Source organism: Achromobacter aloeverae, assembly GCF_004121055.1.
Lineage (GTDB): Bacteria > Pseudomonadota > Gammaproteobacteria > Burkholderiales > Burkholderiaceae_B > Bordetella_C > Bordetella_C aloeverae.
This window is the reverse complement of the sequence record NZ_PYAL01000006.1, coordinates 29,079-55,213: the sequence shown is the minus strand read 5'-3', so window position 1 is coordinate 55,213 and position 26,135 is coordinate 29,079. Positions and strand designations below refer to the sequence as shown.

Genomic DNA, 26,135 nt, shown 5'->3' with positions numbered 1-26,135 from the left:
TTTGGTCGCCGGTCCCCTGCCCGCGTTTGGCATAGGCAGTGCCAGGTCTTGCCGGCCCGTGGGCCAGCAAGACCTGGAAGCCGCGGTCTCCGACCGCCGGCGCCCCATCAAGCCGCCCGGCTATCCACCCGTCAGGCCGCCAGCTTGCCCGCCTGCACCAGCGCGGCCCGCACGCGCGCGCGCTCGGTGTCGCTCAGGTCCACCCAGGGCAGGCGCACGCGGCCGCTGGGAAGGCGTCCCAGCATGACCAGGGCTTCCTTCATCCGCGTATGCATATCCAGAGTGGGCGCACTGTAGAAGCAGCTCGACATCGGATAGATCTTGTCGTTGATGGCGCGCGCCGTCGCCAGGTCGTTGGCCTGCACGGCTTCCCAAAGGGCGACGTGCAGGTCCGCGTGCACGCTGCCGGAACCGGACAGGATGCCGTTGCAGCCCAGCACCAGCGACGGCATGAGCCAGGCGCTATGGGTCGTCAGCACATTCACCGGCCGCGGCAGGTTCTGCAGGGTGCGGATATTACGCTCGTGCTCGATGGGATTGTTGCTGCGGTCCTTGATGGCCTTCACGGACGGGACCTCCTCGGACAGCTTGAGCAGCGTATCCAGCGGAATCGCCATGCCGGTCGACGTTTCGTACTGGAATACGATCAGCGGCAAGTCCGTCGCTTCGGCGATGGACCGGTAGTGGCCCAGCGCCATCTCCGGCAGCATCGCCGCGCCGCGGGCAAAGACCGCCGGCGGAAACACCAGCAGGCACGACGCGCCTCCCGCCTCGGCCTGCCTGGCGATCCGCGCCGCATCCAGGGGACCATGCGCGTACACGCCATGCATCAAGGGCACCCGGTCGCCCACTTCGTCGGCCATGATGTCCAGGGCGCGGCGCTGCTCATCCATCGTCAGGCCGGGGATCTCCTGCGACACGCCGTTCACGCACAACGCGGATATGCCGCGTACCGACGCCAGGTCGCGGATGTGCGAGCGCAACGCCTGCTCGTCGATGGAGAGGTCTTCGTTGAACGGCATCAAGGCTGCGGGAATGACGCCAGCCGGCATGTAATTGGGGAATTTCGCGGTCATGAGTGGCTTCCTGAATGTCCAAATCAATGTACAAAGTGCATGCGAACTTTAGGAAAATCACTTCCCCGCCTCAATTAAATTGTTCACTTAGTAAACATGCAATCCAACCCCGCTCCCGCGCCCAGGGATACTGCCCAATCCCTGAGAAGATCGATCGAAATCCTGAAAACGCTATCGGCGCCGATGAGACGCGGGTTTTCACTTAGTGAACTATCGAAGCTGACTGGGCTTCCGCACCCGACGGTGCTGCGCCTGTTGCGGCACCTGACCGACATGGGCATGGTCGCCTGGAACGCGGACACCAAGATCTATCGCCTGGGGCCGCTGACGTTCGAGCTGGGACTGGCGGCCGCCGAGCATTGCGACATCCGGGGCGTGTGCGGCGATACCCTGGACCGGCTGCAAGCCGAGACCCAGGACACGTGCTACCTGACCCTGCGCAGCGGCTTCGATGCCGTATGCATAGACCGGCGCGAGGGCGTGTCCCCGATCCGAGTCCTCACGCTGGACATCGGCAGCCGGCGCCCGCTGGGCGTGGGCGCGGCCGGACTGGCCATCCTGAACCGGCTGCCCGACGAAGAAGCGGAGGCCATCATCCAGAGCAGCGAACCCAAGCTGGACCGGTACAACCGCATGAGCCTGGACATCATGCGCATGCTGCTGCGGGAGACGCGGGAACGCGGCTACGCGGTGTGCGGCAACTGGGTGACGCTGGGCGTCACGGCCATCGCCGTGCCCGTCTGTACGGGGGACGGCCGGCCGTTGGGGGCCTTGAGCATCTCGGCGGTCAACCACCGCATGCCCGCCGAGCGCTGGCCCACGTTGTTCCAACGCCTGGACAAGGAAGCCAGGCTGATACAGAAAAAGCTGCAGGGCGCCGCGCCGCCCTAGGACGCCAAGGCCCGCACGCCGTCCAGCAACTGCTCGATCTCGTGGTCGGCCGTCAGGTAGCTGACCGATGCCCGCGCGACCTGCGTGAGTCCCCGGGCCGCCATGTCGAGAGGCGTATAAGCCACGCCGTTGCTGACGATGGCGATGCCCCGCTGGGCCAGGCGCGCCTGCACCTGCCCCGCGTCGAGAGCCGCCAGGTTGAACGCGACCAGTCCGGATCGCTCCACGCCGAGGTCCAGCACGCTGACGCCGGGAATCTCCGCGAGCTGTTCGCGCAGCCGCCGCGCGATGGCGTCGATACGCGCGCGTATCGCCCCGATGCCGGTCTCCAGCGCCTCCGCCAGCGCATTGGCAAGCCCGCAATGCAGCGCCAGCGCGGCTTCCGCCGATTCGAAGCGCGCGGCATCGTCACGCAGCAGGGGCTCGCCGTCGGGTCCCAGGGGCGCCGACCGCGTGTCGACGATGGCCGGCGACAGCCGCGAGAGGAAATCCCGCCGGACATAAAGCAGTCCGGTCCCGCGCGGACCGCGCAAGGCCTTGCGGCCCGCGCCGACCAGCACGTCGCAGCCCAGCTCGGCGACGTCGACCGGCAATTGCCCCACCGCCTGCGCCGCATCGATGAAATAGGGAACGCCGTGGCGCCGCGCCACCGCGCCGATGGCGGCCGCCGGATTGACCAGGCCGCCGTTGGCGGGCAACCACGTCAGCGCGACCAGGCGCACGCGCTCGTCCATCATGGCGTCCAGTGCGGCAGGATCGGCGCGGCCGGTCTCATCGCAGGGGATGACTGCTATCGATGCGCCCGCGCGCTTCGCCGCCATCCGCATTGCCGCCAGGTTGCCGCCCCATTCATGCCGACCGACCAGGATGCGGTCGCCAGCGCGCAGGGGTTCCAGCGCGGCGAACGCCGCACCCCAGCCGGGTGAGTTGCCGGTGGTCAACGCGATCTCGGCGGGATCGGCATTCAGCAGGCGGGCGGCGAGGCGCCGCGCACGCTCGGCCTGTTCGCGGCCGACGGCGCCGGCCTCCATGGGACCCAGCGTGGCTTCGCGCCACAATTGGCTGCGTATGGCCTCCAGCGTCGCCGCGGACGGCAAGGACGCGCCCGCGTGGTTGAAATGGACGGTCGTTTCGGCGCCGGGCGTACGGGCCCGGAGCGCCTCCACCGCGTCGAGGGAAAGGGGAAGTGTGTTCATGTCGATGTTCAAGGCTGGCCCGGAGCAGGTGCGACCACGTGCGCGGCCGTGGTGCGGCCGTGGTCGGCCGTCGGAGCGGGCGATTATCCGCGGGGTTATCCGATTAGGATTCCGGACAGGTATCCGGGCATCTAGGCGAGGGATACGAGCGATACGAGCGCTTCGACCTCGACCGCCACGCCCGAAGGCAGCGCGGCCACGCCGACAGCGCTGCGCGCGTGCCGCCCCGCCTCGCCGAATACCTGGACCATGAGATCCGACGCGCCATTCGCGACGACACCCTGGCGCTGGAAATCCGGGGCGCTGGCAACGTACACGCGCAGGCGCACGATGCGGGCCACGCGCTCCAGGCGGTCGCCCGTGGCCGCCGCGATCTGCGCCAGCACGCCCAGCGCGGCGGACCGCGCCGCGGCGATGCCGTCCTCCTCCGACAGGTCCGCGCCCAGGCGGCCCCGATACGCGGGCGAGCCGCCCACGCGCGAAATCTGCCCTGAAATATGCAGCAGCTGGCCCTCCAGGACATAGGGAAGATAATTGGCGGCCGCCGGCGCGGCGGGCTCCAGGTTCAGGCCAAGGCTGGCAAGGCGGGCCGAGATCGAGGACGTCATGGGATGGGGCTCACGGAATACAGGACGTCCCATCCTAGGCAATTCGCGGGTCGCCGACCAATCAATCCTTGCGAGCCACGCATGAATGGAACTAATGCATGGGATCCAGGGCGTCCTTTTCCGCGGCCTGCACCAGCCAGTCGCAAAACGCCGACGCGGCCCGTTTCGGTGTGCCCTTGGGCGAGACCAGCCACCAGCCTATCCTGTCGTCGTCGAGGACCGCGTCCGGCAAGACCGGGACCAGGGCGCCCGTCTCCAGCTGCCCGGCGATCAGCCGCTGCCGCCCCATGGCGATCCCCTGCCCCGCCAACGCGGCTTCCACGACGATGTTGTAGTCGTGCAATTGCACCGTCTGCATGGCGCCGAGATCCAGGCCGACATGGCGCGCCCAGCAATCCCACTCGAACGCATTCTTCGAATAGGAAGCCAGGATGGGGAAACGCGCCAGGTCCTGCGGCCGCCGCGGACGGCTTCCGCCGGCGAGCAGCGACGGGGCGCACACCGGAAACAGGCGCTCCGCCATCAGGCGCCGCGCGCGCGTTGCCGGCCAGCGGCCGCGGCCATAGCGGATCGCCACGTCGACGGCGCCGGCCGGCACGTCGGCCAGCGCGATCTCCGGGCGCAATTGCAAGGTGATGTCCGGATAGGCGGCGGAGAATGCAGGCAGCCGGGGCGCCAGCCAACGGGTCGCGAACGAAGCCAGGACGCCGACGGTCAGCGTCGCGGCGCCTATCGCTTGCGCGCGGATGGCCTCCGTGCCGCCTCGCAAGAGTTCGAACGCCGCGTGGACGTTCGCGTAGTAGGCCTCGCCTTCCGGCGTCAGCGCGACCGCGCGGGTGCGCCGCTCGAACAAGGCCACGCCCAGGTCGGCTTCGAGCTTCTGGATGTGGTGGCTGACGGCGCTCTGCGTCACGAACAGTTCCGCCGCCGCAAGGCTGAAACTCAAGTGCCTGGCGGCGGCTTCGAAAGCGCGTAGCGACAAGAGCGGCGGCAGGGATCGAAACAGGCGCATCGAAGCTGGACCGGAGGTTCCTGAAAACCGACATACTACGCCCGCTGCGCGCATGGCCGGGGCCGCGCGATGCAGCGCGGCCCCGGCTTCGATCAACGAGACGCGGCCTCCGCGGGCGCGGCCAGGGCGACAACCGCCTCGGTGGTCAGCAGCCGGAAGGTGAAGCTCTCCTGCAGGTACAACTCGACGGCGGTGGCCGAGTGGCTGAGGTAGCCGATGGAGATATCCTGGCCCAGTTTCAGCTCGAAATCCCCGCCGCGCGCGGTGAGCACCAGGCCGCCCGTGATGGCAGGCGCCCAGATGATTTCGTCGTCGACCAGGCGCTGGATGTGCTGCAGGACCGGATAGCCCTCTTCATTGCCGCCGCTGATGGCGGTGTAGGCGTCGGCGCCCAGCACCAGCCGGTACGGCCCCTGGACGCCGGCCAGGCGCAGTTGGTTCAACGCCTGCGCGATCACGCCCGGATACCCCATCGCGGCGGACGGCAGCTTCAAGGCCGGGTTGCTCGCCCCCGGGCGGACGCCGACGATGCCGGCGGCGGCATAGCCGTCGAACACCGCGCGATCTTCCGCGTAAGCGAGCTTGCGCGCGGCCTCTTTCAACGGCTCCCAATCGGAGTCGTCGGAGCCGCGCTCCACGTCATCGATGGCCTGCCGCGAGAGCTTGAACGGCACCCGCAACTCCACCAGTGGCTTGACCTCGCGCCGCACGGCCTGGACGCCATCGCCGGGACCGTCGATTTTCTCGACGTGGCCGGTGCCGACCGCCGAATAGGCCAGCCCCTGGGGTTCGGGCACATCCACCACTCGGCGCGCCGCCAGATAGCGCTTGAGCGTCCGGCCGGCCTCTTCCTCGATCTGTTCCCATGCGGCATGGGAGATGGGGGCGAGTTCGCGATGCAGATTGTTCATGGAGCGGGTTTCCTTCAATGGGACGATTTCAGGGAGCCGATACGAAGTGAGCCGCTACCCAGCGAGCCGTCGGGCGCGGACGGCAGGGTGGCGGCATCATCGGGGGCAGCAAGGGGCGCGGCGGCGGCTTCGGGCGTCACCGCATCGAGAAAGGACGTGGTCGGCACGAAGAACAGCGTACCGGTGACGGCGCGGCTGACGTCGAGCAGGCGGTCATAGTTGCCGGGAGGATCGCCGACGAACATGTTTTCCAGCATCCGCTCGATGCGGGTGGGCGACTTGGCATAACCGATGAAGTACGTGCCGAACTCGCCCTTGCCAACGTCGCCGAACGGCATGTTGTCGCGCAGGATCTGCAACTGCTCGCCGTTCTCTTCGATGTTGGTGAGTACGTTATGCGCGAAACTGGGCTTTTCCGCGTCGGTCAGTTCGATGTCCGACAATTTCTTGCGGCCGACGATCTTTTCCTGTTGCTCGACCGGAATGGCATCCCACTTGCCGAGATCGTGCAGGTATTTCTGGACGATGACGTAGCTGCCACCGGCGAAGGCGGCATCCTCGTCGCCGATCAGCGTCGCATCGAGCGCGGCCTGGGCCACGGGGTTTTCCGTGCCGTCGACGAAGCCCAGCAGGTCGCGGTCGTCGAAATACTTGAAGCCATGGACGGAGTCGGCCGTGACCACGGCGTCGCCCAGGCGCGCCATGATATGGGTGGCCAGCTCGAAACACAGGTCCATGCGCGCGGCGCGGATGTGGAACAGCAGGTCGCCAGGGGTGGAGGGCGCGTGATGGACGCCGTGGATCTCGCGGAAGGGATGCAGCTCCTTCGGAGTGGGCTCGCCGAAGAGGCGGTCCCAGGCCGCGGCGCCGATTCCGGTCACACAGGACAGGCCGCCATCGAGCGAGCGGAAACCGACGCCCCGGACCAGCGAGGACAGGTCGGCGCACAGTTCGCGCACGGCGGTTTCGGCCTGGGCGCCGGCGTCCAGGGTCACCACGAGGAAAATGGCGGCGCGTGTCAGCTTGGCGTCAACCGCCTGGATGGTCGGTATGGAGGGCACTCCGGTTCCTTGATCATGGATGAGCAAGGAAGCTTACCGCGATCGAGATGGCCGTGGTACTCCCCCGCCGCAGGAAGCGCGAGACCCGGGAGCGGTGCGTCAATCGATCATGGGAATATCGGCCTTGCGTACCACGTCGCCCCAATACTGCTTCTGCGCCAGCAGCCAAGTACGGAACGCCTCCGGGCTCTCGCTGACGACCGGTTCCAGGCCGACCGCGCGCAGCTTATCCCCATAAGCCTGGTCCTTGGAGATTTCGGCGAGGGCCTGGTACAGCTTCATCACGACGGGGCGCGGCGTCTTGGGCGGCGCGGCGACGCCCAGCCAGGCGATCGCCTCGAATCCGGGTATGGTCTCCGACATGGTCGGCACGTCCGGCACGGTCGGCGAGCGCTGCAGGGTCGTCACCGCCAGCGGACGCAGCTTGCCGCCCTTGATCTGCCCCAGCGGCGACGGCAGGGAATCGATGAAGAAGGTGATCTGTCCTCCCATCACATCGGTCAATGCCGGCGCCGCGCCCTTGTAGGGCACGTGCAGCAGCTTGGTGCCGGTCGACAGGGCGAACAACTCGCTGATCAGGTGCGGACCGCTGCCCGGTCCAAAGGACCCGTAGGAGATGGCGTTGGGCTTGGCCTTGGCCGCGCGGACCAGGTCCGCGACCGTCTTGTAGGGACTGGACGCCGACACCACCATCACATAGGGAAACGACACCACCTCGGAGATGGGCGTGAAGCCATCGATGGGATCGAAGGGGAAATGCTGCTTCAGGTTGGGCGAGACCGTGTGCACCGTGGCCGACATCAGCAGCAGGGTATAGCCATCCGGCTCGGCGCGGGAGACCTCGCTCGACCCGATCTGCCCCGTGGCGCCGGCCTTGTTGTCGACGATGACCGGCTGGCCCAGCTTGGCGGACAGCTTCTCCGCCAGGGCCCGTCCCACCATGTCGACGGTGCCGGCGGCGGTGAAGGGCACGACCAGTTTGATCGGATGATCCGGATAAGCCGCGCGCGCGGACGCCGGCGCCATCGCCGCCGCGGCTGTCACCACCAAGGCGGCCGCGGACAAAACACACTTACCAAGCAGGCTCTTCATTTGACTATTCCCCTTGCTGTTTAGCCTTGCCCGCGCGTGACGCGCAAGCACAAGCGGGCCCCTTGCCGGGCCCGGACTCCGTTCAAGCGCGTGGGATCATGCCGCGTACCCGTAGCGCTCTCGTGCATGCTCGGGCGTGATCAGCCCGTTCTTCAAATCCTCCGCGATGCGCTCGGGACTGCGTTCCCGTGGATCGCCATAGCCCCCGCCGCCCGGAATATGGCTGGCAACGCGGTCGCCAGCCCGCAACGTCACCTGCCTGCCGGCATCCTCGCTGACGCCCCTTATGGAAAGCAAGGCGCGCGGCGCGCTGCCGCCGCCCAGCACGCCCTCGGGCGGATAGATGAAACGCCCGCCGCGAAAGCTCGCCAGCACGTCGCCCACCGGCCCCAGGTCGCCATCGAGCAGGCGCAGCACGTACTTCTGCCCAAAACCCCCGCGGAACTTGCCGGGACCGGCGGAATCCACCCACAGCGAGCGCTCCTCGACCAGCATGGGCACTTCACTCTCTATCACTTCCGCGGGCGTGTTGCCGACGTTATAGGGGAAGGCCAGGCAGGACACGCCGTCCTTGTTCGCGCGCGCGCCCAGGCCGCCGCTGGACACATTGAAAGGCGCGAAGTCCTCGCCATCGCGGCGCTTGCCGAACATGTACTGGCCCCACATCGGCGTGGCGCCCGCGCTGGCGCAGATACGATCCGAGGCGCCCGGCGCGACGGCCAGGTACACCAGGTCGGGCAGGAAGGTGCCTATCGCGGTGCGGCCGAACACCGGCGCGGGAAACGTGCAATTGAGCACGCTGCCCTCTTCCGCCACGATGGTGATGGGGCGCAAGGTGCCCTCGTTGATGGACACCGGCAGGTTCAACATGCACAGCACGCCGAAGTACGTATACGCGGACGTGTAGGCCAGCGTGCAGTTGATGGCGGGCTTGACCTGCGGCGACGACCCGGAGAAGTCCACGACGATACGGCCGTCGCCTATCGTGACTGCCGTCTTTATCGTCACCGTGTCGCCGCCCACGATATCGAGCTTCGCCTCGTGCCGATAGACGCCGGGCTTGAGCCGGTTGATTTCCTCGCGCGTCACTACCTCGCTGCGTGCGACGATCTCGTCGGACAGTCCCTGCAGGTCGGCCCATGCCATTTCGTCGCAGATGTCGCCCAGGCGCTCGCCGCCGACGTGGCAGGCGGAAACCTGGGCCTGCAAATCCCCCAGCACCGTTTCATGCGACCGCACGTTGGACGCGATGAAGGCCTGCACATCCTCGTTCAGGACTCCCGCGCGGTAGTACTTCAACATGGGAATGCGCAGGCCTTCCTCGTAGTTGTCGCGGCTTTCCGTCGTCGCGCGGCGGCCACCGATATCGACATGATGGCAGCAGGTCACCACGTAGGCAATGTGCCGCCCCTTGAAGAACACGGGCACCATGATGGTGATGTCGTTGTGGTGGCCGCTGCCGGCCCAGGGGTCGTTGCCGATGAAGACGTCGTTTTCCTGGAAGCTGCCCTTGGGGTAGCGCGCGAGGATATGCCGCAGCATCGTGCCCAGCGGCCCGCACAGTCCCGGCGTGCTGGCCGGCGTCTGCGCCAGCAGGCGCGCCTCCGCGTCGAAGACGGCGCAACCGAAGTCGCCGATGTCCCTGACCACGGTGGAAAAGGACGTGCGGCGCAGGGTGGAGCCCAGCTCGCCGACGATGGATATCAACCGGCGCCAGAGCATTTCCAGCGTGACGGGGTCGATCTGGTGTTGCGAGGTCATGGTCCGTTCCTTCTTAATGTGAGAGTTCGACGATCAGGCTGCCGTGCGCGTCGACCCGGATACGCGCACCGCTGGGCACGACCGTGGTGGACTCGTTTTCCTCGACGATGGCGGGCCCGGGGAAAGGCAGGTCCGGCGCGATCCCGGCACGCCGGTGCACCGCGAACTCCATCCATTGGCGCGTGCGCGTGCAGAACGCCCTGCGCGTGCCGATCTTGCCGTCGCCCTGGGCCCCGGCCGCTTCCGATCCGGCCGACGCGACATGCCGGGCGGCGCTGGCCGTCACGCGGAAGTTCATGATCTCCAGCGGCAGGTCCGTGAATATCCGCCCGTACAGGCGCCGGTAGGTGTTTTCGAAGGAGGCCCGCATCGCGGCGAGCTGCGCCGCATGGTGGCCCGTCCTGGCGTAAGGGGCCGTGACGTCGTAGCCCTGGCCCAGGTAGCGCATGTCCACGCTGTACTCATAGGCCACCTGGGCGGGATCGACCGTGCCCGGCAGGCGCAGCCGGCACTCCTCGAACATCTCGGCGAAGACCGCCTCCAGCTTCTCGACGGACAGGTCCTTGAACAACGTGCGCCGCGACCGGACGGCGGCATACATGACGGGCGCCACGATCATGCCGAAGGCCGCCGCCACGCCGGCGCGCGGCGGAATCAGCACCGTCCGCACGCCAAGACGGGCGGCCAGGTCGCAAGCGTGCACCGGTCCGGCGCCGCCGAAGGCGACCAACGCGCAAGACTTGGGGTTCTCGCCTTTCTCGCTGACGTAGGCCTTCGCCGCGGACGCCATATTCTCGTTGACGATGGCATGCACGCCGAAGGCGGCGTCCTCGACCGAGATGCCCAGCGGTTGCGCCAGCGTCGTATGGATGGCCCGTTCGGCGGCCGGCTTGTCCAGGGCCATGCGGCCGCCCAGGAAGTGCTGGGGGTCCAGGTAGCCGAGCACCAGGTCGGCATCGGACACCGTCGGGTCGGTGCCCCCCTGGCCGTAGCACGCAGGGCCCGGCACCGCCGACGCGCTTTGCGGACCGACCTGCAGCGTTCCCACCGGGGTGCGCCGCGCGATGCTGCCGCCGCCCGCGCCGATCTCGATCAGGTCCACCACCGAAATCCGCACGGGGATTCCGCTGCCGGGCTTGAAGCGGTGCACGTGCGCGACCTCGAAATCGTTGGTCAGGGTCGCCTGGCCTTGCTCGACCAGGGCCAGCTTGGCGGTGGTGCCGCCCATGTCGAAGGCCAGTACCTTGTCCAGGTTGGCCAGGCGGGCAAAGTGCGCGGCGCCCAGCGTGCCGGCGGCGGGGCCGGACTCGATGATCTGCACCGGGAACTCGCGGGCGAAGTCGACCGAATTGATGCCGCCGCTGGACATCATCATCAGCATTTCACCTTCGAAGCCCTGGTCGCGCAGGCGGTCCTGCAAACGCGACAGGTAGCGCGACGCCACCGGCTTGGCGTAGGCATTGACCGCCGTGGTGGTGGTGCGCTCGTACTCCTTCATCTCGGGCAGCACGTCGCTGGACAGGCTGATGGGGCACCCAGGCATCATCTGCCGCGCAATGTCGGCGATGCGCCGCTCGTGGGCGGGGTTGCGGTAGGCATGCAGCAGGCACACCGCCAGCGACTCGCACCCCTCGTCCTTCAGCGCCTGGATGGCCCGGCGCACGCTGTCCTCGTCCAGCGGCGTCACGACGGCGCCCGATGCATGCAGGCGCTCGTCCACCTCCATGCGCATATAGCGGGGCACCAGCGGCACGGGAAATTCGATCTGCAGGTCGTAGGCGTCGAAGCGCTTCTCGCGGCCTATTTCCAGCACGTCGCGAAAGCCGCGGGTGGTGATCAGGCCGGTGCGGGCGCCCTTGCGCTCGATCACCGCGTTGATCACCAGCGTCGTGCCGTGCACCATCACGTCCACCGTCCGCGCCGCGCCGTCGCGCCCGGCCGTCAATGCCTGGACCCCTTGGTCGATGGCCCGCGACGGATCGTCGGGCGTGGTCAGCGTCTTGTAGACCCGCACATTGCCATCCGCCTCGTTCACCTCGACGAAGTCGGTGAACGTTCCCCCTATGTCGCTGCCTATGGTGATCACGCTGTTCTCTCCGTGGATATTCCGTGGAAAGAAGCTTAGGGAGGGTACGGATTTCAAGGAATGCTCAGGGGGATAAAATCGGCGTTAACTTTTAGTTAACGACTACGCGCCTGCCTTGTCGCCGGCCCAGCGTAAACCCTAGGTGGAAACTGCGTGGACAAACTGCGCGCCCTGCAGTACTTCATCACCTCGGCCCATGAGCGCAGTTTCACCGCCGCCGCCCGGGAGCTGGACGTCAGCGTGCCGGCGGTGGCGCGGCTGATCGGCGCATTGGAAAAAAGCCTGGGGGTCGCGTTGTTCGACCGCACCGTGCACGGGTTGACGCTCACCGCCGACGGCGTCAATTACCTCGATGCCTGCCAGCCCCTGCTGGAGCAGTTGGCGTCCGCCGACGAGGCCGTGCGCGGCGGGGTGCAGCGGCCGCGCGGCACGCTGGTATTAGGCACCTCGCCCATCCTGTCGCAGCATTCCATCCTGCCCGCCCTGCCCGATTTCCATGCCCGCTACCCGGACATCCAGGTCGATGTGCGCAACGTCGACCGGGTCACTGCGCCGGAAGCCAGCACGGCGGAGGTGCTGGTCCTGTACGGGTGGCCCAAGCAGGCGGGCATGGTGCATCGCCACCTGGCCGACACGCGCCTGCTGGTCTGCGCGGCGCCCGAGTACTGGAAACGGCACGGCATTCCCGCAACGCCGCGCGACCTGCAACATCATCCCTGCCTGCTTTTCCGGGATCACGAAGGAACGATCATCGATTACTGGGAGCATGAGCGCGACGGGCAGACCGAGGCGGTGGCGGTCAACGGCTGGCTGGTCAGCAGCCACCGCGACGTGATCCTGGACGCCGTGATCGCCGGTCAGGGCGTCGCGCGCTTCACCGACCTGTCGATCCGGAAGCCCCTGCGGCAGGGCTTGCTGGAGCCGGTCCTGATGGACTGGCACACTCGCCAGGCGCCCCCCATCAATCTGCTGTATCGCCACAGCCAGCGGCGCCTGCCCCGCGTACGCCTGTTCATCGACTTCCTGACCGAGCTGTTCCAGAAGCTGGAGAACGAACGCACTCCCGACCTGGCCTCGCCCCTCGCGGCGGAGCAACCGCACTGGTATCGCCGCCGCCACAACCGGGCTTCCGCGACGCCCACGGCCGGCGCGAGACGGACGCGGCAGGCAGCCCCCTAGGGACGCCGGAACCGATACCCTCGTGTCGGAACTCAACTGAACGTTTTTCAGCGGCGGGTGGAGAACATGGAGCCGATAAGTGTCAAGGCCATCCTGAGCGATGCTCAGGGAAAAGTCCTGTTCGCAAGAAACCCGCGAGGTGAACTCGAGCTTCCTGGAGGACGTCCGGAGCGAGGAACACTCGGAGTTTCAATGGGTGGACATACAGCAGGACAGGCCGCGATCCATTCCCGAATACTATTGGGAATACACCCTGCGGGCCTTTTCATTGCCCTTCCATGACACGTAATGCCCTTCCAATGCGCGGAAGCACCTTTGCCCCCGCCGCCTCCCCCGGCGCACCCGCCGATGCACCCATGCAAGCGTCGTACGGCCGCGAAGATCAATTGCGGCGGCATGGGCAACCGGCCTGCGAAGCCAGCCTGCCGCGCTGCACACGCCTGATGGCGCAAGCGGACATACCGCGCGCGGAACTGGAAATCGACGCCCTGCTGGCGCGCGCGCTGCCGGTACTTGACCGCGCCGCCGTCCTGCGCCTGAAGGCGGAGCTGCAAACGGCGCAATCGGACTACGAAGGCGCCATCGCCACCGCCCTCGCCGGCCTGGACATGCTGGACGTGCATCTGGGCAGGCATCCCGACCCGGACACGCTGCGGCAGGCCCACGACGCGGTCGCCCGCGCGCGCGCCCGGCGCGGCGCGCACGACCTCGCCAGCCTGGCGAACCTGCCCGCCACCGACGACCCTCGCGTGCAGTCGGCCATGGGCCTGCTTTCCACGCTGATTTCTTCGCTGTCCGTCAAGGACGGTCTCGGCTTCCTGCACGTGGCCAAGATGGCGGAACTGACGCTGGACCACGGCGTCACGCCGCAATCGCCCTATGGCCTGGCCTGGTTCGGCGTGTTCATCGCCAGTCTCTACGAGGAATACGAGGACGGCCTGTCCTACGGCATGGCCGCCAAGGACCTGATTGCCCGCCATGGTTACGAGGCCGAACAACTGGCGACGCTGGTGGCGGTGGACCAGGTCAGCCCCTGGACGCGGCCGCTATGGTTCGCCCTGGAACATGCCCGCCAAGCCGTGCGCCAAGGCCCCGCGCCCGGCGAACTGGGCATGGCCTGCCACGCCGCCCACCATATCGTCTGCGACCTGTTGGCCATGGGGGAGACCCTGCGCCTGGTGGAGGAGGAAATCGAACGCGGCCTGGCGCTGACCCGCCGCGCGCGATACCGCGATATCGAACTCATCCTGCTGGCGCAGCAGCGCTTCGTGCGCGGAATGAAGGGAACGGCGCCCGACGAAGCCGCCGGCATGCCGCTGGCGGACCGGATTGCGCAGAGCCGGTCGCAGCCCACGCGCTTCTGGATCGCCTTCTACGACGGCATGGCGCACGCTTACCTTGGCGCGTGGGAATCCGCCAAGGCCAGCCTGCTCATCGCGCACGATCTCGAATGGTCGGCGCCCGCGCACATCAATGTGGCCGAGTGCAGGCTCTTTCTTGCGCTGGCCCTGGCGCGCGCTCCCTCGGGCGACGGTGACCCCGAGGGCCGTCTGGCCGCCGTCACCGGCTTGCGCGCCGGCTTCGAGCGCTGGGCGGCCCTGAACCCGCTGACTTTCCGCGGCAAGCTCCTGTTGATCGATGCCGAGCTCGCCCGGCTGCGGGACGACGCGCTGGCCGCGCTGGGCCACTACGAACAGGCAGTCGAGGCGACGCGCCTGGCCAATTTTCCGCAGGAACGGGCGCTCGCGCACGAATTGGCGGCGCGGCTCTGCGACGAACATGGGCTGCGCACGGCGGCCGTCGAGCACCTGCGCGCCGCGGAGGCCGGCTACCGCGCCTTGAGCGGGGACTCCAAGGCAGCGCAGATGGAGCGCGCCTATCGCGATACGCTGGCGTATGGCGGCGCCCGCCGCGGCGCTGCCGAGAAGATGGGCGAAGCGGCCTGGGCCTCGGGCCTGAAGGCGGCGCAGGCCCTGTCCGGCGAAGTCGTGATGGAACGGCTGCTCGAATCGCTGATGACCAATATCGTGACGCACGCCGCCGCGCAGTACGGGCTGCTCCTGTTGATGGGCGCGGGCGGCCCGACCATAGAAGCTTCGGCGCGGATGTTGCACGACAAGGTTTCGGTGCACCTGGGCAGCAGCGCGCCGACCGATCACGCACTGCCCATGACAGTGCTGCAAAGCGTGCTGCGCACCCGGCAGACCTTGGTGCTGGCCGACGCCACCCAGCAGGCTCCATCGCTGCTGGACCTCGCGGATCCGCCGCGCCTGTTGCGTTCCGTGCTGTGCCTGCCCTTGCTGCGCGGCGGCGAGCTCATCGGCATCTTCTATCTGGAAAACAACGCCGCGCCCGGCGTGTTCGACGAAGCGCGCACGGCCGCGCTGGAGGTACTGGCGCCGCAACTGGCCATCACGCTGCAGACGGCGCAGCTCTACGAACGCCTGATCGACGAGAACAACCGCCGCGCGCGCGCCGAACTGGACTTGCGCAACGCCCGCGCGGACCTGGCGCGCACGTCCCACCTGACGGTCATGGGCAGCCTGGCCGCCTCCATCGCGCATGAGGTCAACCAACCGTTGACCGCCATCATGTCCTCGGTGGACGCAGGGGCGCGCTGGCTCAAGCGGGCCACGCCCGACACCGGCGAAGCCCTGGACGCCATGGAGCACGCCCGGCAGAACGCCGTGCGCGCCGCCGACATCATCCGCGCGCTGCGGGCCCTCGCCAAGCAGGCGCCCGCCGTGGTGGAGCCGCTGGATCCGGACGCCATGGTGTACGAGGTGCTGGAGATGGTGCGCATGGATATCGATGCGCGAGGCGTGCGACTGCGTACCCGCCTGCAAGCGGGCGCCGCGCGCGTGGACGCCGACCGCGTGCAGCTGCAGCAAGTCATGCTGAACCTGATCATCAATGCCTTGGACGCGATGGTCGATACGCCGGCGGCGGAACGCGAACTGGAGGTATCGTCGACCCTGCGCGACGGCCGCATAGAAGTCGTTGTCAAGGACCGCGGCGCCGGCATCGCGGCCGTAACCCTGCCGCGCATCTTCGACGCCTTCTACACGACCAAGCCCCAGGGCATGGGCATGGGGCTGGCCATCTGCCGCTCCATCATCGAGGCGCATGGCGGCACCCTGGAAGCACGGCCGCGCGCGAACGGCGGCACGGCATTCCGGTTCGCGCTGCCGGCCGGCGTGCCGATGGACGCCGCGTGATTGCACCGGCGCTCTCCGGCGCCGACAATCGGCCGGTAGCGGGGCGCGCTCAATCGACGGCGACGCGCACGCCCAGTTGCTGCGCCATCAGCACCAGGTCGGCGAAGGTGCGCGCCTTCATCTTGCGCATGGCCTGGCCACGATGGATCTTCACGGTGACCTCGCTGATGCCGATCTCGCCCGCAATCTGCTTGTTCAGCAGGCCGCGCACCGCCAGGCCCATGACTTCGGCTTCGCGCGGGCTCAGCGTCTGGTGGCGCGCGCGCAAGGCGCTCAGGCGCTGCGAACCCAGGCGGCGCTGGCGGTCCTTGTCCAGCGCCGTGGCAACCGCATCCAGCAGGTCCTGGTCGCGGAAGGGCTTGGTGATGAAGTCGACGGCGCCCGCCTTCATGGCGGTGACGGTCATGGCGATGTCGCCGTGACCGGTCATGAAGACGATGGGAATTTCCACGCCCAGCTTGGCGAGCCGCGCCTGCAGGTCCAGCCCGCTGGCGCCGCGCAGGCGCACATCGAGCAGCAGGCAGCACGGCACGTCCGGCAATTCGTCGTCCAGTAATTCGGCGGCCGATGCATAGGAACGCACCTTGATGTCGACCGAGCGGAAAAGGCTGCCCAATGCCTGGCGCAGCCCGGCATCGTCGTCGACGACCAGCACGACGGCATCGTCGATGGAAACCACCGCCAGGGGTTCGAGGGTCGCGGACATCACGGTGAGCTCTCCACTCGTATCGGGGGCCATGCGGTCGGCGGGAGTACCGCCCGGTTTGCCAATGGCGGCCTCCGCCGGCCGAATTGACCGACCCGGGCGGCCTGATCAGGCGCGAATTATATAGGCGCGGCGCCGGCCTGTAGCGACCGCAAGCCATACCTTCGTGTGAGGGGATGGGGGGGCTGACCGGCTTTCTTGTCACCGTGAGTAACACGCCCGAGCTGGGGAGGGCACGCGGCCAGGCACACGGCCGCAGGCCCCTTCCCGCCATTCCCGATCACGCCAGGATGACATCCCGATGGCAGCGCGGGCGTTTTCGCGCCGGCCAGGGCCCATCCGGGTAATACCATCGAATAATGGTCGGCGAGGCCCGGACCATCTAGTCTATCGGCGGTCGCGTCGCCTACCGCGCCGACGCTTCGACCATGCGGCGCACCCGCCGCGAACGCGCAGCGGGCGCATACCCGGCATGCCCGCGCGCACGACTCCGTCCACCCCCTCCAGGAATCCCGCCATGTCCAATCCCAAGCTCGAAGTGCTGACTCCGCAGAACAGCCAGATCATCTTCATCGACCAGCAACCGCAGATGGCCTTCGGCGTGCAGTCCATCGACCGCCAGGCGCTGAAGAACAATGTGGTGGGCCTGGCCAAGGCGGCCCGCGTGTTCAATATCCCGACCACCATCACCACCGTCGAGACCACCTCGTTCTCCGGCTACACCTATCCCGAGCTGCTGGACGTCTTCCCCGAGCAGAAGGTGCTGGAACGCACCTCGATGAACTCCTGGGACGACCAGAAGGTGCGCGACGCCCTGGCCGCCAACAAACGCAGGAAGGTCGTCGTCTCCGGCCTGTGGACGGAAGTGTGCAACACGACCTTCGCGCTATGCGCCATGCTGGAAGGCGACTATGAAATCTACATGGTGGCCGATGCCTCGGGCGGCACATCCAAGGACGCGCACGACTACGCCATGCAGCGCATGGTGCAGGCCGGTGCGGTGCCCGTGACCTGGCAGCAGGTCGTGCTGGAATGGCAGCGCGACTGGGCTCGCCGCGAAACCTACGACGCCGTGATGGGCCTGGTGAAGGAGCATTCCGGCGCCTACGGCATGGGCGTCGACTACGCCTACACGATGGTGCACAAGGCCGGGCAGCGCACCGCCACCCCGCACGAAGCGCTGGCGCCCGTGCCCGCGGCGACGGCCGCCCGCTGATCGCGGTGATGGCGCGGACCGTCCTGTCGCAGGCGCCGCGCCTATCCCGCACCGCGTTCCGACTACATCCTATCGAGGCTCCATCATGACCACGGCATCCACCTCCTCCGCATCGAGCGCCGCCCAGGGCGGCAGGCATGACAACGCATTCGTCGCCACCCGGGACGGCACCCGAATCTTCTACAAGGACTGGGGCCAGGGCCGCCCGGTCGTGTTCTCTCACGGCTGGCCGCTGAACGCGGACGCCTGGGACAACCAGATGCTGTTCCTGGCGCAGAACGGCTTCCGCGTCATCGCCCATGACCGGCGCGGCCATGGCCGTTCCGACCAGCCGTCCCAGGGCAACGACATGGACACCTATGCCGACGACCTGGCCGCGGTCATCGAGGCCCTGGACCTGAAGGACGCCACCCTCGTCGGCCACTCCACCGGCGGCGGCGAAGTGGCGCGCTACATCGGCCGCCATGGCACCAGCCGGATCGCCGCCGCGGTGCTGATCGGCGCGGTTCCGCCCATCATGGTGAAGAGCGACAAGAACCCGGGCGGCCTGCCCAAGGACGTATTCGACGGCATCCGCAAGGGCGTGGCCGACAACCGGTCCAGGTTCTACCAGGAACTGGCCATCCCCTTCTTCGGTTTCAACCGACCGGGCGCCGCGCCGGAAAAGGCCACCATCGACGCCTTCTGGGCACAAGGCATGGCTGGCGGCATCCTGGGCCAGTACCTGTGCATCCACGAGTTCTCCGAGGTCGACTACACGCCGGACCTGGAAAAAATCGACGTGCCCACGCTGGTGCTGCACGGCGACGACGACCAGATCGTGCCCATCGACAACGCCGGCCGCCTGTCGGCCAGGATCGTCAAGCAAGCCACGCTGACGGTCGTCGAGGGCGGCTCGCACGGCATGTGCGTCACCCACGCCGACAGGATCAACGCGGAACTGCTCGCGTTCCTGAAACGCTAGGTCTTATGCCGCCGGGACGAGGCATGGGTCCGTCGGGCGCATGCCCGTCCGGGCCCCGCCGCGCCCCCGAGCGGCCGTCCTTTTCGAGACACATGCCATGAACGCCCCCCTCACGCCCCAGCTCATCCTCGTCAACGGCAAGTTCACCACGCTGGACCGCGCCTGCCCGCAAGCCGACGCAGTGGCCATCCGCGACGGCCGCTACGCCGCGGTCGGCGCACGTGACGACATCATGCGGCTGGCCGGCGCCGCCACCCGCGTCATCGACCTGCAGGGCCGCCGCGCCATCCCCGGCCTGATCGACAGCCACATGCACATCATCCGCGGCGGGCTCAACTACAACATGGAGTTGCGCTGGGACGGCGTGCGGTCGTTGGCCGATGCGATGCGCATGCTGAAGGACCAGGTCGACCGCACGCCCGCGCCGCAGTGGGTGCGCGTGGTGGGCGGCTTCACGGAGCACCAGTTCGCCGAAAAGCGCGTGCCCACGATCGACGAGATAAACGCCGTGGCGCCCGACACGCCGGTGTTCATCCTGCACCTGTACGATCGCGCGATCCTGAACGCGGCCGCGCTGCGCGTGGTCGGCTATACCAAGGACACGCCCAACCCGCCAGGCGGCGAGATCGTGCGCGACGCGCAGGGCAATCCCACCGGCCTGCTGTTGGCCAAGCCCAATGCCACCATTCTCTATGCCACCCTGGCCAAGGGTCCCAAGCTGCCGCCCGAGTACCAGAAGAACTCGACGCGGCATTTCATGCGGGAGGTCAACCGCCTGGGCGTGACTGGCGTGATCGACGCCGGGGGCGGCTACCAGAACTATCCCGACGACTACGGCATCATCGAAGCGCTGCACAAGGAAGGCCACCTGACGGTGCGCCTGGCCTACAACCTGTTCACGCAAAAGCCCAAGGAAGAACTGGCCGACTTCAAGAACTGGTCCGACAAGGTGCAACCCGGCCAGGGCGATGACCTGTACCGTCACAACGGCGCGGGCGAAATGTTGGTCTATACCGCGGCCGACTTCGAGGACTTCCGCGTCGAGCGCCCCGACATGCCGCCGTCGATGGAAAGCGACCTGGAGCCGGTGATCCGCCTGCTGGCCGAAAAACGCTGGCCCTGGCGCCTGCACGCGACCTATGACGAGACCATTTCGCGCGCCCTGGACGTCTATGAGAAGGTCGCGCGCGACATCCCGTTCGAAGGACTGAACTGGTTCTTCGACCACGCCGAGACCATCACGGACCGCAACATCGACCGCATCGCGGCGCTGGGCGGCGGCATCGCCGTGCAGCATCGCATGGCCTACCAGGGCGAATACTTCGTCGAACGCTACGGCGCGCGCGCCGCCGAAGCCACCCCGCCGATCCGGCGCATGCTGGAGCGGGGCGTCAAGGTTGGCGCGGGCACCGACGCCACGCGGGTGGCATCCTACAACCCGTGGGTGTCGCTCTACTGGCTGACGACCGGCAAGACGGTAGGCGGCCTGCGGCTGTATCCCGAAGCCAATGTGATGGACCGCGAGACCGCGCTGCGCCTGTGGACCGAAGCCAATGCCTGGTTCTCTTCGGAAACCGGCAAGAAAGGCCAGATCAAGCCGGGGCAGCTTGCGGACCTGGCGGTGCTTTCGGCCGACTATTTCCACGTTCCCGGCGACGAGATCCAGGACATCACGTCGGTGCTGACCCTGCTGGGCGGCGAGGTGGTCCATGGCGAGGGCGACTACAGCGACCTCGCGCCGGAACTGGCGCCTCCGATGCCCGACTGGTCGCCGGTGCGCCACGTGGGCGGCTACCAGGCCCGCGCCAATCTCGGCAGCGCGCGGATGATGCCGGTCTGCGCGTGCGCCAGCGCCTGCGGCGTGCACGGCCATGGACATGCGCGGGCCTGGTCCGCGCAGGCGCCGACGTCCGAGGAAAGCACGTTCTGGGGTGCGCTGGGGTGCTCCTGCTGGGCCTTCTAGACGCATCCACCCGCACTGGCGTCCCACGTCCATCCGTCACGGAGGCAAGCATGACCGCGATATCCAATGCACCCGCATGGGCGCCGGCCACCCGGTACCGGCCGCTGTGGTGGCTGGGTCTCCTGCTGCTGAGCGCGCCGTATCTGCAAGGAGGCCTGGTCAAGCTGGCCGACTTCGACAGCGCGCTGGCAGAGATCCGGCACTTCGGCCTGGCCTCCTCCGACCCGTGGGTCACGGTCATGGCGGCCGGCACCATCGCGCTGGAACTGGGTGCGTCGCTGCTGGTGCTGTCCGGGCGGGCGCGTAGCCTCGGCGCCCTGGCGTTGGGATTGTTCACCCTGCTTGCCACCTTCATCGCCAATCGCTACTGGGCCGCGCCGCCGGAAGCGCGTTTCGCGCAAGCCAACAGCTTCTATGAGCACCTGGCGTTGACGGGCGGCTGGCTGCTGGTGGCGCTTGCCAGCTGGCCGGCGCGGGACGGCGGCATGGAAGGCGTGCGAGGCGGGAAAGGCGTGGGCGGGAATGGCATGGCGCCCGAGCGCGAACCAGGCGCGCCGCAACGATGAACGCTGCGCCCCCCGCCCAGCAATCCGCGCCCAGGCCCTTCGCGCCGCTGGCGCACGCCACGTTCGCCGTTCTCTGGGTGGCGACCATACTCGGCAACGTCGGCAGCTTCATGCGCGATGTGGCCAATGCCTGGCTGGCGACCGACCTGTCGACCTCGCCAACCGCCGTGGCCGCCATCCAGGCCGCCACCACCCTGCCGGTCTTCCTGCTGGCGATTCCCGCGGGCGTGCTCTCCGACATCCTCGACCGGCGACGCTTTCTCATCGTGATCCAGGTCGCCCTGGGGCTGGTCAGCGGCACGCTGATGATGCTGGCGTGGCGCGGCGCGCTAACCATCGAAATCCTCATCTTCATGGCATTCCTGGGCGGCATCGGCGCGGCGATGATGGGGCCCACCTGGCAGTCCATCGTGCCAGAACTGGTGCCCCGCCATGAGTTGCGCAGCGCCGTGGCGCTCAACGGCCTGGGCGTGAACATCGCGCGCGCCATCGGCCCGGCCACCGGCGGCGTGCTGCTGGCGGCATTCGGCGCGGCCGCGACGTACGCGGTGGACTTCGTCAGCTATATCCTGGTCATCGGCGCGCTGGCCTGGTGGCGGCGTCCGCCGCGCGCCAGCGACCCGCTGCGCGAACACTTCTTCGGCGCGCTGCGCGCCGGTTTGCGCTATACCCGCGCGCACAGCAAGCTGCACGTCGTCCTGTTCCGCGCGGCGGTGTATTTCGTGTCCGGCAGCGCCATCTGGGCGCTTCTACCCCTGGTGGCGCGCCAGCTGTTCGCCGGCGGCGCGGGACTCTATGGCTTGCTGCTGGGCATGGTCGGGGGCGGCGCCATCGTCGGCGCCTTGCTGTTGCCGCGCCTGCAAGCCTGGCTCGATGCGGACAGGTTGCTGCTGGCGGCCGCCGTGGCGACGGCGGCCGCCATGGGCCTGCTCAGCCTGGCGCCCCCCCTGGCGCTGGCCCTGCCGCTATTCCTGCTGCTGGGCGTGGCATGGATCGCCGCGCTGACCACCCTGGGCGGCGCCGCGCAGGCCATCCTGCCGGACTGGGTGCGCGGCCGCGCGTTGGCCGTCTACCAGATGGTGTTCAACGGCGCCCTGGCCGCCGGCAGCCTGGCATGGGGCGCGGTCGCGCAGCGTGTGGGCGTGCCCACCGGTCTCCTGGCGGCCGCCGTGTTCCTGCTGCTGAGTTCCTTGCTGGCGCAGCGTTTCCGCTTGCCGCAAGGAGAAGACGACCTGGCGCCGTCGCAGGCCTGGCCCGACCCGCGCATGGCGGTGAAGATCGAGGACGATCGCGGCCCCGTACTGGTGCAGATCGACTATCGCGTCGCTGCCGCGGACCGCCAGGACTTCCTGGTCGCCGTGCGTCGCCTGTCCGAAGAGCGGCTGCGCGACGGCGCCTTCAACTGGTGCGTGATGGAAGACCCCAACGATCCGGAACGCCTGGTCGAATGGTTCCTGGTCGAGTCCTGGGCCGAGCACATGCGCCAGCATCGCCGCGTGCATAACGCGGACGCCGACCTGCAACGCGAACTACTGCGTTTCCAGCAGGGCGGCACGCCGCCGCGAGTCCAGCACCTGCTGGGCGTGAGGCTGCCGCCGGCGCCATCCGCATCGAGGTAGTCCCTTCGCAGCCCCCGCATCGATTTCCGAACCCATGCGGGCATCGACCCGCGCATCCCCTGACATTCAAGGAAATAAGATGAAGCTCTATATCATTTCGCTGGCCACGGGCATATTGGTCGGTATCATCTATGCGCTGTTGAACGTGCGGTCGCCCGCCCCGCCCGTCGTCGCGCTGATCGGGCTGCTCGGCATGCTGATCGGCGAGCAGGTCGTGCCGCCGGTGCGCCGTATGCTCAACGGCGAACCCGTTTCGATATCCTGGTTCCACAAGGAATGCGTGCCGCGCATCACGGGGGTGGCCGCGGCGCCCAAGGCCGAGCCCGCCCCGCGGCCGACGGAAGAATCGTGACGTTTCAGCGACCGGGAGCCGCCGGCGCCTGATCCAGGAGGACAACCGCGTGACCGCCGCTCCCATCGTCGCCATCGTCGACGACGACCTGTCCGTTCGCATGGCGCTGGGCAGGCTGCTGCGCTCCGCCGACCTGTGCGTGCGGCTTTACGATGGCGGCCAGGCCTTGCTGGACGACGCCGATATCGACAAGCTCGCCTGCATTGTGACGGATGTGCGCATGCCGGGGGTCAACGGCTTCGATCTGTGCCAGACGCTGCGCGGGTGCGGGCTGGACATGCCCATCATCTTGATGACCGCCGTCGAGCACACGGGCTACGCCGACCGGGCGCGGGTAGCGGGCGCCGCGCGCTTCCTGCAAAAACCTTTCGCCGATACGGAATTGATCGCCTGTATCGAGCAGGCCGTGGGATGGTCATCGGGTCGAGAATGAAGTCCCGGCGCCCACGGCCGATGGACGGCGAGGCCCAACCTTACTTGATCGCCGCGTCCACGACGGCATTCAATGCAGGGCCGTCCACCGTTACAGTCTGGTTGTTGAGCAGGCCTTGCAGATAAGCCGCCGCCGCCTCCTGCTGGCGCTTCTGCCGCATGGCGTTGCGCAGGCTATCGCGGACCTCGGCCAGCGTCGGCGTGGACTGCGGCGTGGTTTCCACCAGCTTCAGGATGTGGAAGCCTTGCGCCGACTGCACCGGCGCCGACACCTCGCCCTTCTTCAGCTTGGCCACGACGGGGCGCATTTCCGGCAGCAGCTGTCCCAAGGGGATCAGCCCGGTGTCGCCGCCTTTCTGCGCGGACGGATCTTGCGAGTACTTCTTCATCAGCGCGGTGAAGTCCGCCTTGGCCCCCTGCGCCTGCCGGGCGACATCGGCAGCGTCCTTGCGACCGTCCGCCACGGCCTTGGCATCGTTCGCCGGCGCGGGAATGAAGATCTGGGCGACACGGTAAAGCGCCGGCTTGATCATCTGCCCCTTGGTCTGGTCATAGACGGTTTGCAGCTCCTTGTCCGACGGGTAGTCCGCCGGCACCGCGCTGACCGAAGCCAGATAACTGCGGAAGACGATTTCCTTGGTCGCGGCCTCGATCTGCGCCTTGATCTCGGGGCGCTGCGCCCAGTTTTGCGCGGTTGCCTGCTGCATCAACGCCTTGTCGGCCAGTTGCGAGCGCACCAGGCGCTCCGCGATGCCGTGGTTGGCCTTGATCTCGGCGCGAGCCTGCGGCGGCAGGCCCTTGAGCATGTTCTCGACTTCGCCGCGCTGCACCTCCAGCGTGCCGGCCTTGGCGATCACGCCGGTGTCGGCGGTCTTGGCGTCGGCGGCGAACGCTTGCGCCGTCACGGCCAGGCAGACCGCGCCCGCGGCCGCCATCCATCGGTATTGAGCAGTTTTCATCGCGCTAGTAGGGATATGTGGAATAGGAAGGACAACGAGTCCCGGATTATTCCACGTCCCCCGCTGCGGGGGCAGGCTGCGCCGGCACGGCCGCCCATGCTCCGTGGTCAGGCCGGCTGCCTGGACAAGTCGCCGGCCCGGGCGCCCCGGGCGTGCTGCCCCGATCGAGCAGGAAAAATCCGTAAAAGTGACAGGAATCCTGTTGCGGATTTTCGGCACATCGTCGAACGTGTCGAACCGGCCTCCATGACGAGGCAGCAAACCCAGGTCACTTAAGCAATCGAGATCCCGCCCCTTTCAGCGTCTCCGCCGCCTCCAGGAAAGCCGACTCGACGATGTCCAGCAGACGGTGATCGGATTCGGCCTTGCGCCGCACCATGGCCATGCGCCGGATGGGGGCCTGCGGTCCCAGGCGGATCTCACGCACCGCGTACGCCCGCACATGCTCGCGGCGCAGGCGCGGCAGCACCGACACGCCGATGCCCGCGGCCACCAGCGCGACGATCGCGTCGACGCCCGCGATCTCCACCAGCGCATGGCAATGCGGCACCTGGCGCTCGACGAACTGCGCGGCCATGCGGCCGGCCACCAGCCCGCGATCGAACCGTATCCAGGGCTGCTCGCGCAGGATTTGCGCCGGCGGCGCATCGCGCAGCCCGCGCGGCACCACCAGCACCATTTCCTCGTCCAGCAGGCCGGTCCACAGCAGCCGGCTGGATCCGCCCGTGGGCGGCCGGACCAGCACCGCCACGTCTATCCTGCCCGCCTTCAATTCTTCCAGCAGCACGGGCGTGGTGCCGCGCTGGATATGCAACTCCACCTTGGGCGCCCGCCGCAACAGGTCCTTGAACGCCAGCGGCAGCAGCGTGGTCTGCGCGGAATCGGTGATTCCCAGTCTGACGCGGCCCGCGGGAACGCCGGCGGTGGGTCGGCGCAGCGACTCCAGCTCGGCCATCGAGCGGTCGATGGTACGCACCACTTCGTGCGCGAACGCGGTCGGCTGGACGTTGCGGCCGGAGCGGTCGAACAGCGGCTGTCCGAACCAGGCCTCCAGCTGCTTCATCTGCAGGCTGACCGCGCTGCGCGTCAGATTGACCTGTTCCGCCGCGGCCGTCAGGTTGCCGCGCGCGACGACGGCGGAAAGCGTGGCGAGATACTGGAGCTTCATTGTCAATACTTCATTGTCAACACTTCATTGTCAATTATTACTTGCTTATGGATCGACGAATTATCGCCCATCCCTTTCCATTACCTGGCTAGCATGCAG

22 protein-coding genes are annotated in these 26,135 nt (G+C 67.8%); 10 read left to right on the top strand and 12 right to left on the bottom strand.

The window, feature by feature from the left end:
- Positions 1-131: 131 nt before the first annotated feature.
- Positions 132-1,076: a dihydrodipicolinate synthase family protein gene (locus C7R54_RS19490; protein WP_129152110.1), complete on the bottom strand. Its 945-nt coding sequence runs from the start codon at positions 1,074-1,076 to the stop codon at positions 132-134.
- 96 nt (positions 1,077-1,172) lie between these two features.
- Here C7R54_RS19490 and C7R54_RS19485 point away from each other — a divergent pair, with 96 nt between their 5' ends.
- Positions 1,173-1,967: an IclR family transcriptional regulator gene (locus tag C7R54_RS19485; protein WP_129152109.1), complete on the top strand. Its 795-nt coding sequence runs from the start codon at positions 1,173-1,175 to the stop codon at positions 1,965-1,967.
- Here the strand turns inward: C7R54_RS19485 and C7R54_RS19480 are convergent.
- The 8 genes from C7R54_RS19480 to C7R54_RS19445 form a co-directional block, all read right to left on the bottom strand.
- Positions 1,964-3,163 (bottom strand): aminotransferase class V-fold PLP-dependent enzyme, encoded by a 1,200-nt coding sequence (locus tag C7R54_RS19480; RefSeq protein ID WP_129152108.1) that lies wholly within the window; start codon positions 3,161-3,163, stop codon positions 1,964-1,966. The two genes, C7R54_RS19485 and C7R54_RS19480, sit on opposite strands and share 4 nt — an antisense overlap.
- Before the next feature lie 131 nt (positions 3,164-3,294).
- Complete coding sequence (locus tag C7R54_RS19475; protein ID WP_129152107.1) at positions 3,295-3,771, bottom strand: RidA family protein; 477 nt, start codon at positions 3,769-3,771, stop codon at positions 3,295-3,297.
- A 91-nt stretch (positions 3,772-3,862) separates the two neighbouring features.
- Positions 3,863-4,783, bottom strand: coding sequence for a transcriptional regulator GcvA (gene gcvA, locus C7R54_RS19470; RefSeq protein WP_129152106.1), 921 nt, complete (start codon positions 4,781-4,783; stop codon positions 3,863-3,865).
- Between the two features lie 92 nt (positions 4,784-4,875).
- Positions 4,876-5,694 (bottom strand): family 1 encapsulin nanocompartment shell protein, encoded by an 819-nt coding sequence (locus C7R54_RS19465; protein ID WP_129152105.1) that lies wholly within the window; start codon positions 5,692-5,694, stop codon positions 4,876-4,878.
- Positions 5,695-5,708: 14 nt separating this feature from the next.
- The gene (locus C7R54_RS19460) at positions 5,709-6,755 is read right to left on the bottom strand and encodes a Dyp-type peroxidase (protein WP_129152104.1); all 1,047 of its coding nucleotides are present in this window, start codon (positions 6,753-6,755) and stop codon (positions 5,709-5,711) included.
- 99 nt (positions 6,756-6,854) lie between these two features.
- Complete coding sequence (locus C7R54_RS19455; protein WP_129152103.1) at positions 6,855-7,847, bottom strand: Bug family tripartite tricarboxylate transporter substrate binding protein; 993 nt, start codon at positions 7,845-7,847, stop codon at positions 6,855-6,857.
- A gap of 96 nt (positions 7,848-7,943) precedes the next feature.
- Positions 7,944-9,608, bottom strand: coding sequence for a hydantoinase B/oxoprolinase family protein (locus C7R54_RS19450; RefSeq protein ID WP_129152102.1), 1,665 nt, complete (start codon positions 9,606-9,608; stop codon positions 7,944-7,946).
- 13 nt (positions 9,609-9,621) lie between these two features.
- Positions 9,622-11,694, bottom strand: coding sequence for a hydantoinase/oxoprolinase family protein (locus C7R54_RS19445; protein WP_192903705.1), 2,073 nt, complete (start codon positions 11,692-11,694; stop codon positions 9,622-9,624).
- 153 nt (positions 11,695-11,847) lie between these two features.
- Here C7R54_RS19445 and C7R54_RS19440 point away from each other — a divergent pair, with 153 nt between their 5' ends.
- Positions 11,848-12,873 carry a LysR family transcriptional regulator gene (locus C7R54_RS19440; protein ID WP_129152100.1) on the top strand — a complete coding sequence of 342 codons (1,026 nt, stop codon included), beginning with the start codon at positions 11,848-11,850 and terminating at the stop codon, positions 12,871-12,873.
- 356 nt (positions 12,874-13,229) lie between these two features.
- On the top strand, positions 13,230-16,091 hold the full coding sequence (locus C7R54_RS19430; protein WP_240039618.1) for an ATP-binding protein: 2,862 nt from the start codon (positions 13,230-13,232) through the stop codon (positions 16,089-16,091).
- A gap of 49 nt (positions 16,092-16,140) precedes the next feature.
- On the opposite strand, the gene C7R54_RS19425 is transcribed toward C7R54_RS19430, so the two are convergent.
- Entirely contained in the window at positions 16,141-16,797 is a 657-nt protein-coding gene (locus C7R54_RS19425) for a response regulator transcription factor (RefSeq protein WP_192903704.1), read from the bottom strand.
- Between the two features lie 517 nt (positions 16,798-17,314).
- Here C7R54_RS19425 and C7R54_RS19420 point away from each other — a divergent pair.
- The 7 genes from C7R54_RS19420 (at position 17,315) to C7R54_RS19390 (ending at position 23,910) form a co-directional block, all read left to right on the top strand.
- The gene (locus C7R54_RS19420) at positions 17,315-18,013 is read left to right on the top strand and encodes a hydrolase (RefSeq protein WP_129152097.1); all 699 of its coding nucleotides are present in this window, start codon (positions 17,315-17,317) and stop codon (positions 18,011-18,013) included.
- 85 nt (positions 18,014-18,098) lie between these two features.
- Positions 18,099-18,977, top strand: coding sequence for an alpha/beta fold hydrolase (locus C7R54_RS19415; protein WP_129152096.1), 879 nt, complete (start codon positions 18,099-18,101; stop codon positions 18,975-18,977).
- A gap of 97 nt (positions 18,978-19,074) precedes the next feature.
- Entirely contained in the window at positions 19,075-20,940 is a 1,866-nt protein-coding gene (locus C7R54_RS19410; RefSeq protein WP_129152095.1) for an amidohydrolase, read from the top strand.
- Between the two features lie 50 nt (positions 20,941-20,990).
- On the top strand, positions 20,991-21,506 hold the full coding sequence (locus C7R54_RS19405) for a DoxX family protein (RefSeq protein WP_129152094.1): 516 nt from the start codon (positions 20,991-20,993) through the stop codon (positions 21,504-21,506).
- Complete coding sequence (locus C7R54_RS19400; RefSeq protein ID WP_129152093.1) at positions 21,503-23,125, top strand: MFS transporter; 1,623 nt, start codon at positions 21,503-21,505, stop codon at positions 23,123-23,125. The genes C7R54_RS19405 and C7R54_RS19400 overlap by 4 nt, the downstream gene beginning before the upstream one ends.
- A 79-nt stretch (positions 23,126-23,204) precedes the next feature.
- The gene (locus C7R54_RS19395; protein WP_129152092.1) at positions 23,205-23,477 is read left to right on the top strand and encodes a XapX domain-containing protein; all 273 of its coding nucleotides are present in this window, start codon (positions 23,205-23,207) and stop codon (positions 23,475-23,477) included.
- A gap of 49 nt (positions 23,478-23,526) precedes the next feature.
- On the top strand, positions 23,527-23,910 hold the full coding sequence (locus tag C7R54_RS19390; RefSeq protein ID WP_129152091.1) for a response regulator: 384 nt from the start codon (positions 23,527-23,529) through the stop codon (positions 23,908-23,910).
- A 40-nt stretch (positions 23,911-23,950) separates the two neighbouring features.
- Here the strand turns inward: C7R54_RS19390 and C7R54_RS19385 are convergent, their stop codons facing one another.
- Complete coding sequence (locus tag C7R54_RS19385; protein ID WP_129152090.1) at positions 23,951-24,868, bottom strand: peptidylprolyl isomerase; 918 nt, start codon at positions 24,866-24,868, stop codon at positions 23,951-23,953.
- Positions 24,869-25,136: 268 nt separating this feature from the next.
- Positions 25,137-26,036 carry a LysR family transcriptional regulator gene (locus tag C7R54_RS19380; protein ID WP_129152089.1) on the bottom strand — a complete coding sequence of 300 codons (900 nt, stop codon included), beginning with the start codon at positions 26,034-26,036 and terminating at the stop codon, positions 25,137-25,139.
- Between the last annotated feature and the right edge of the window lie 99 nt (positions 26,037-26,135).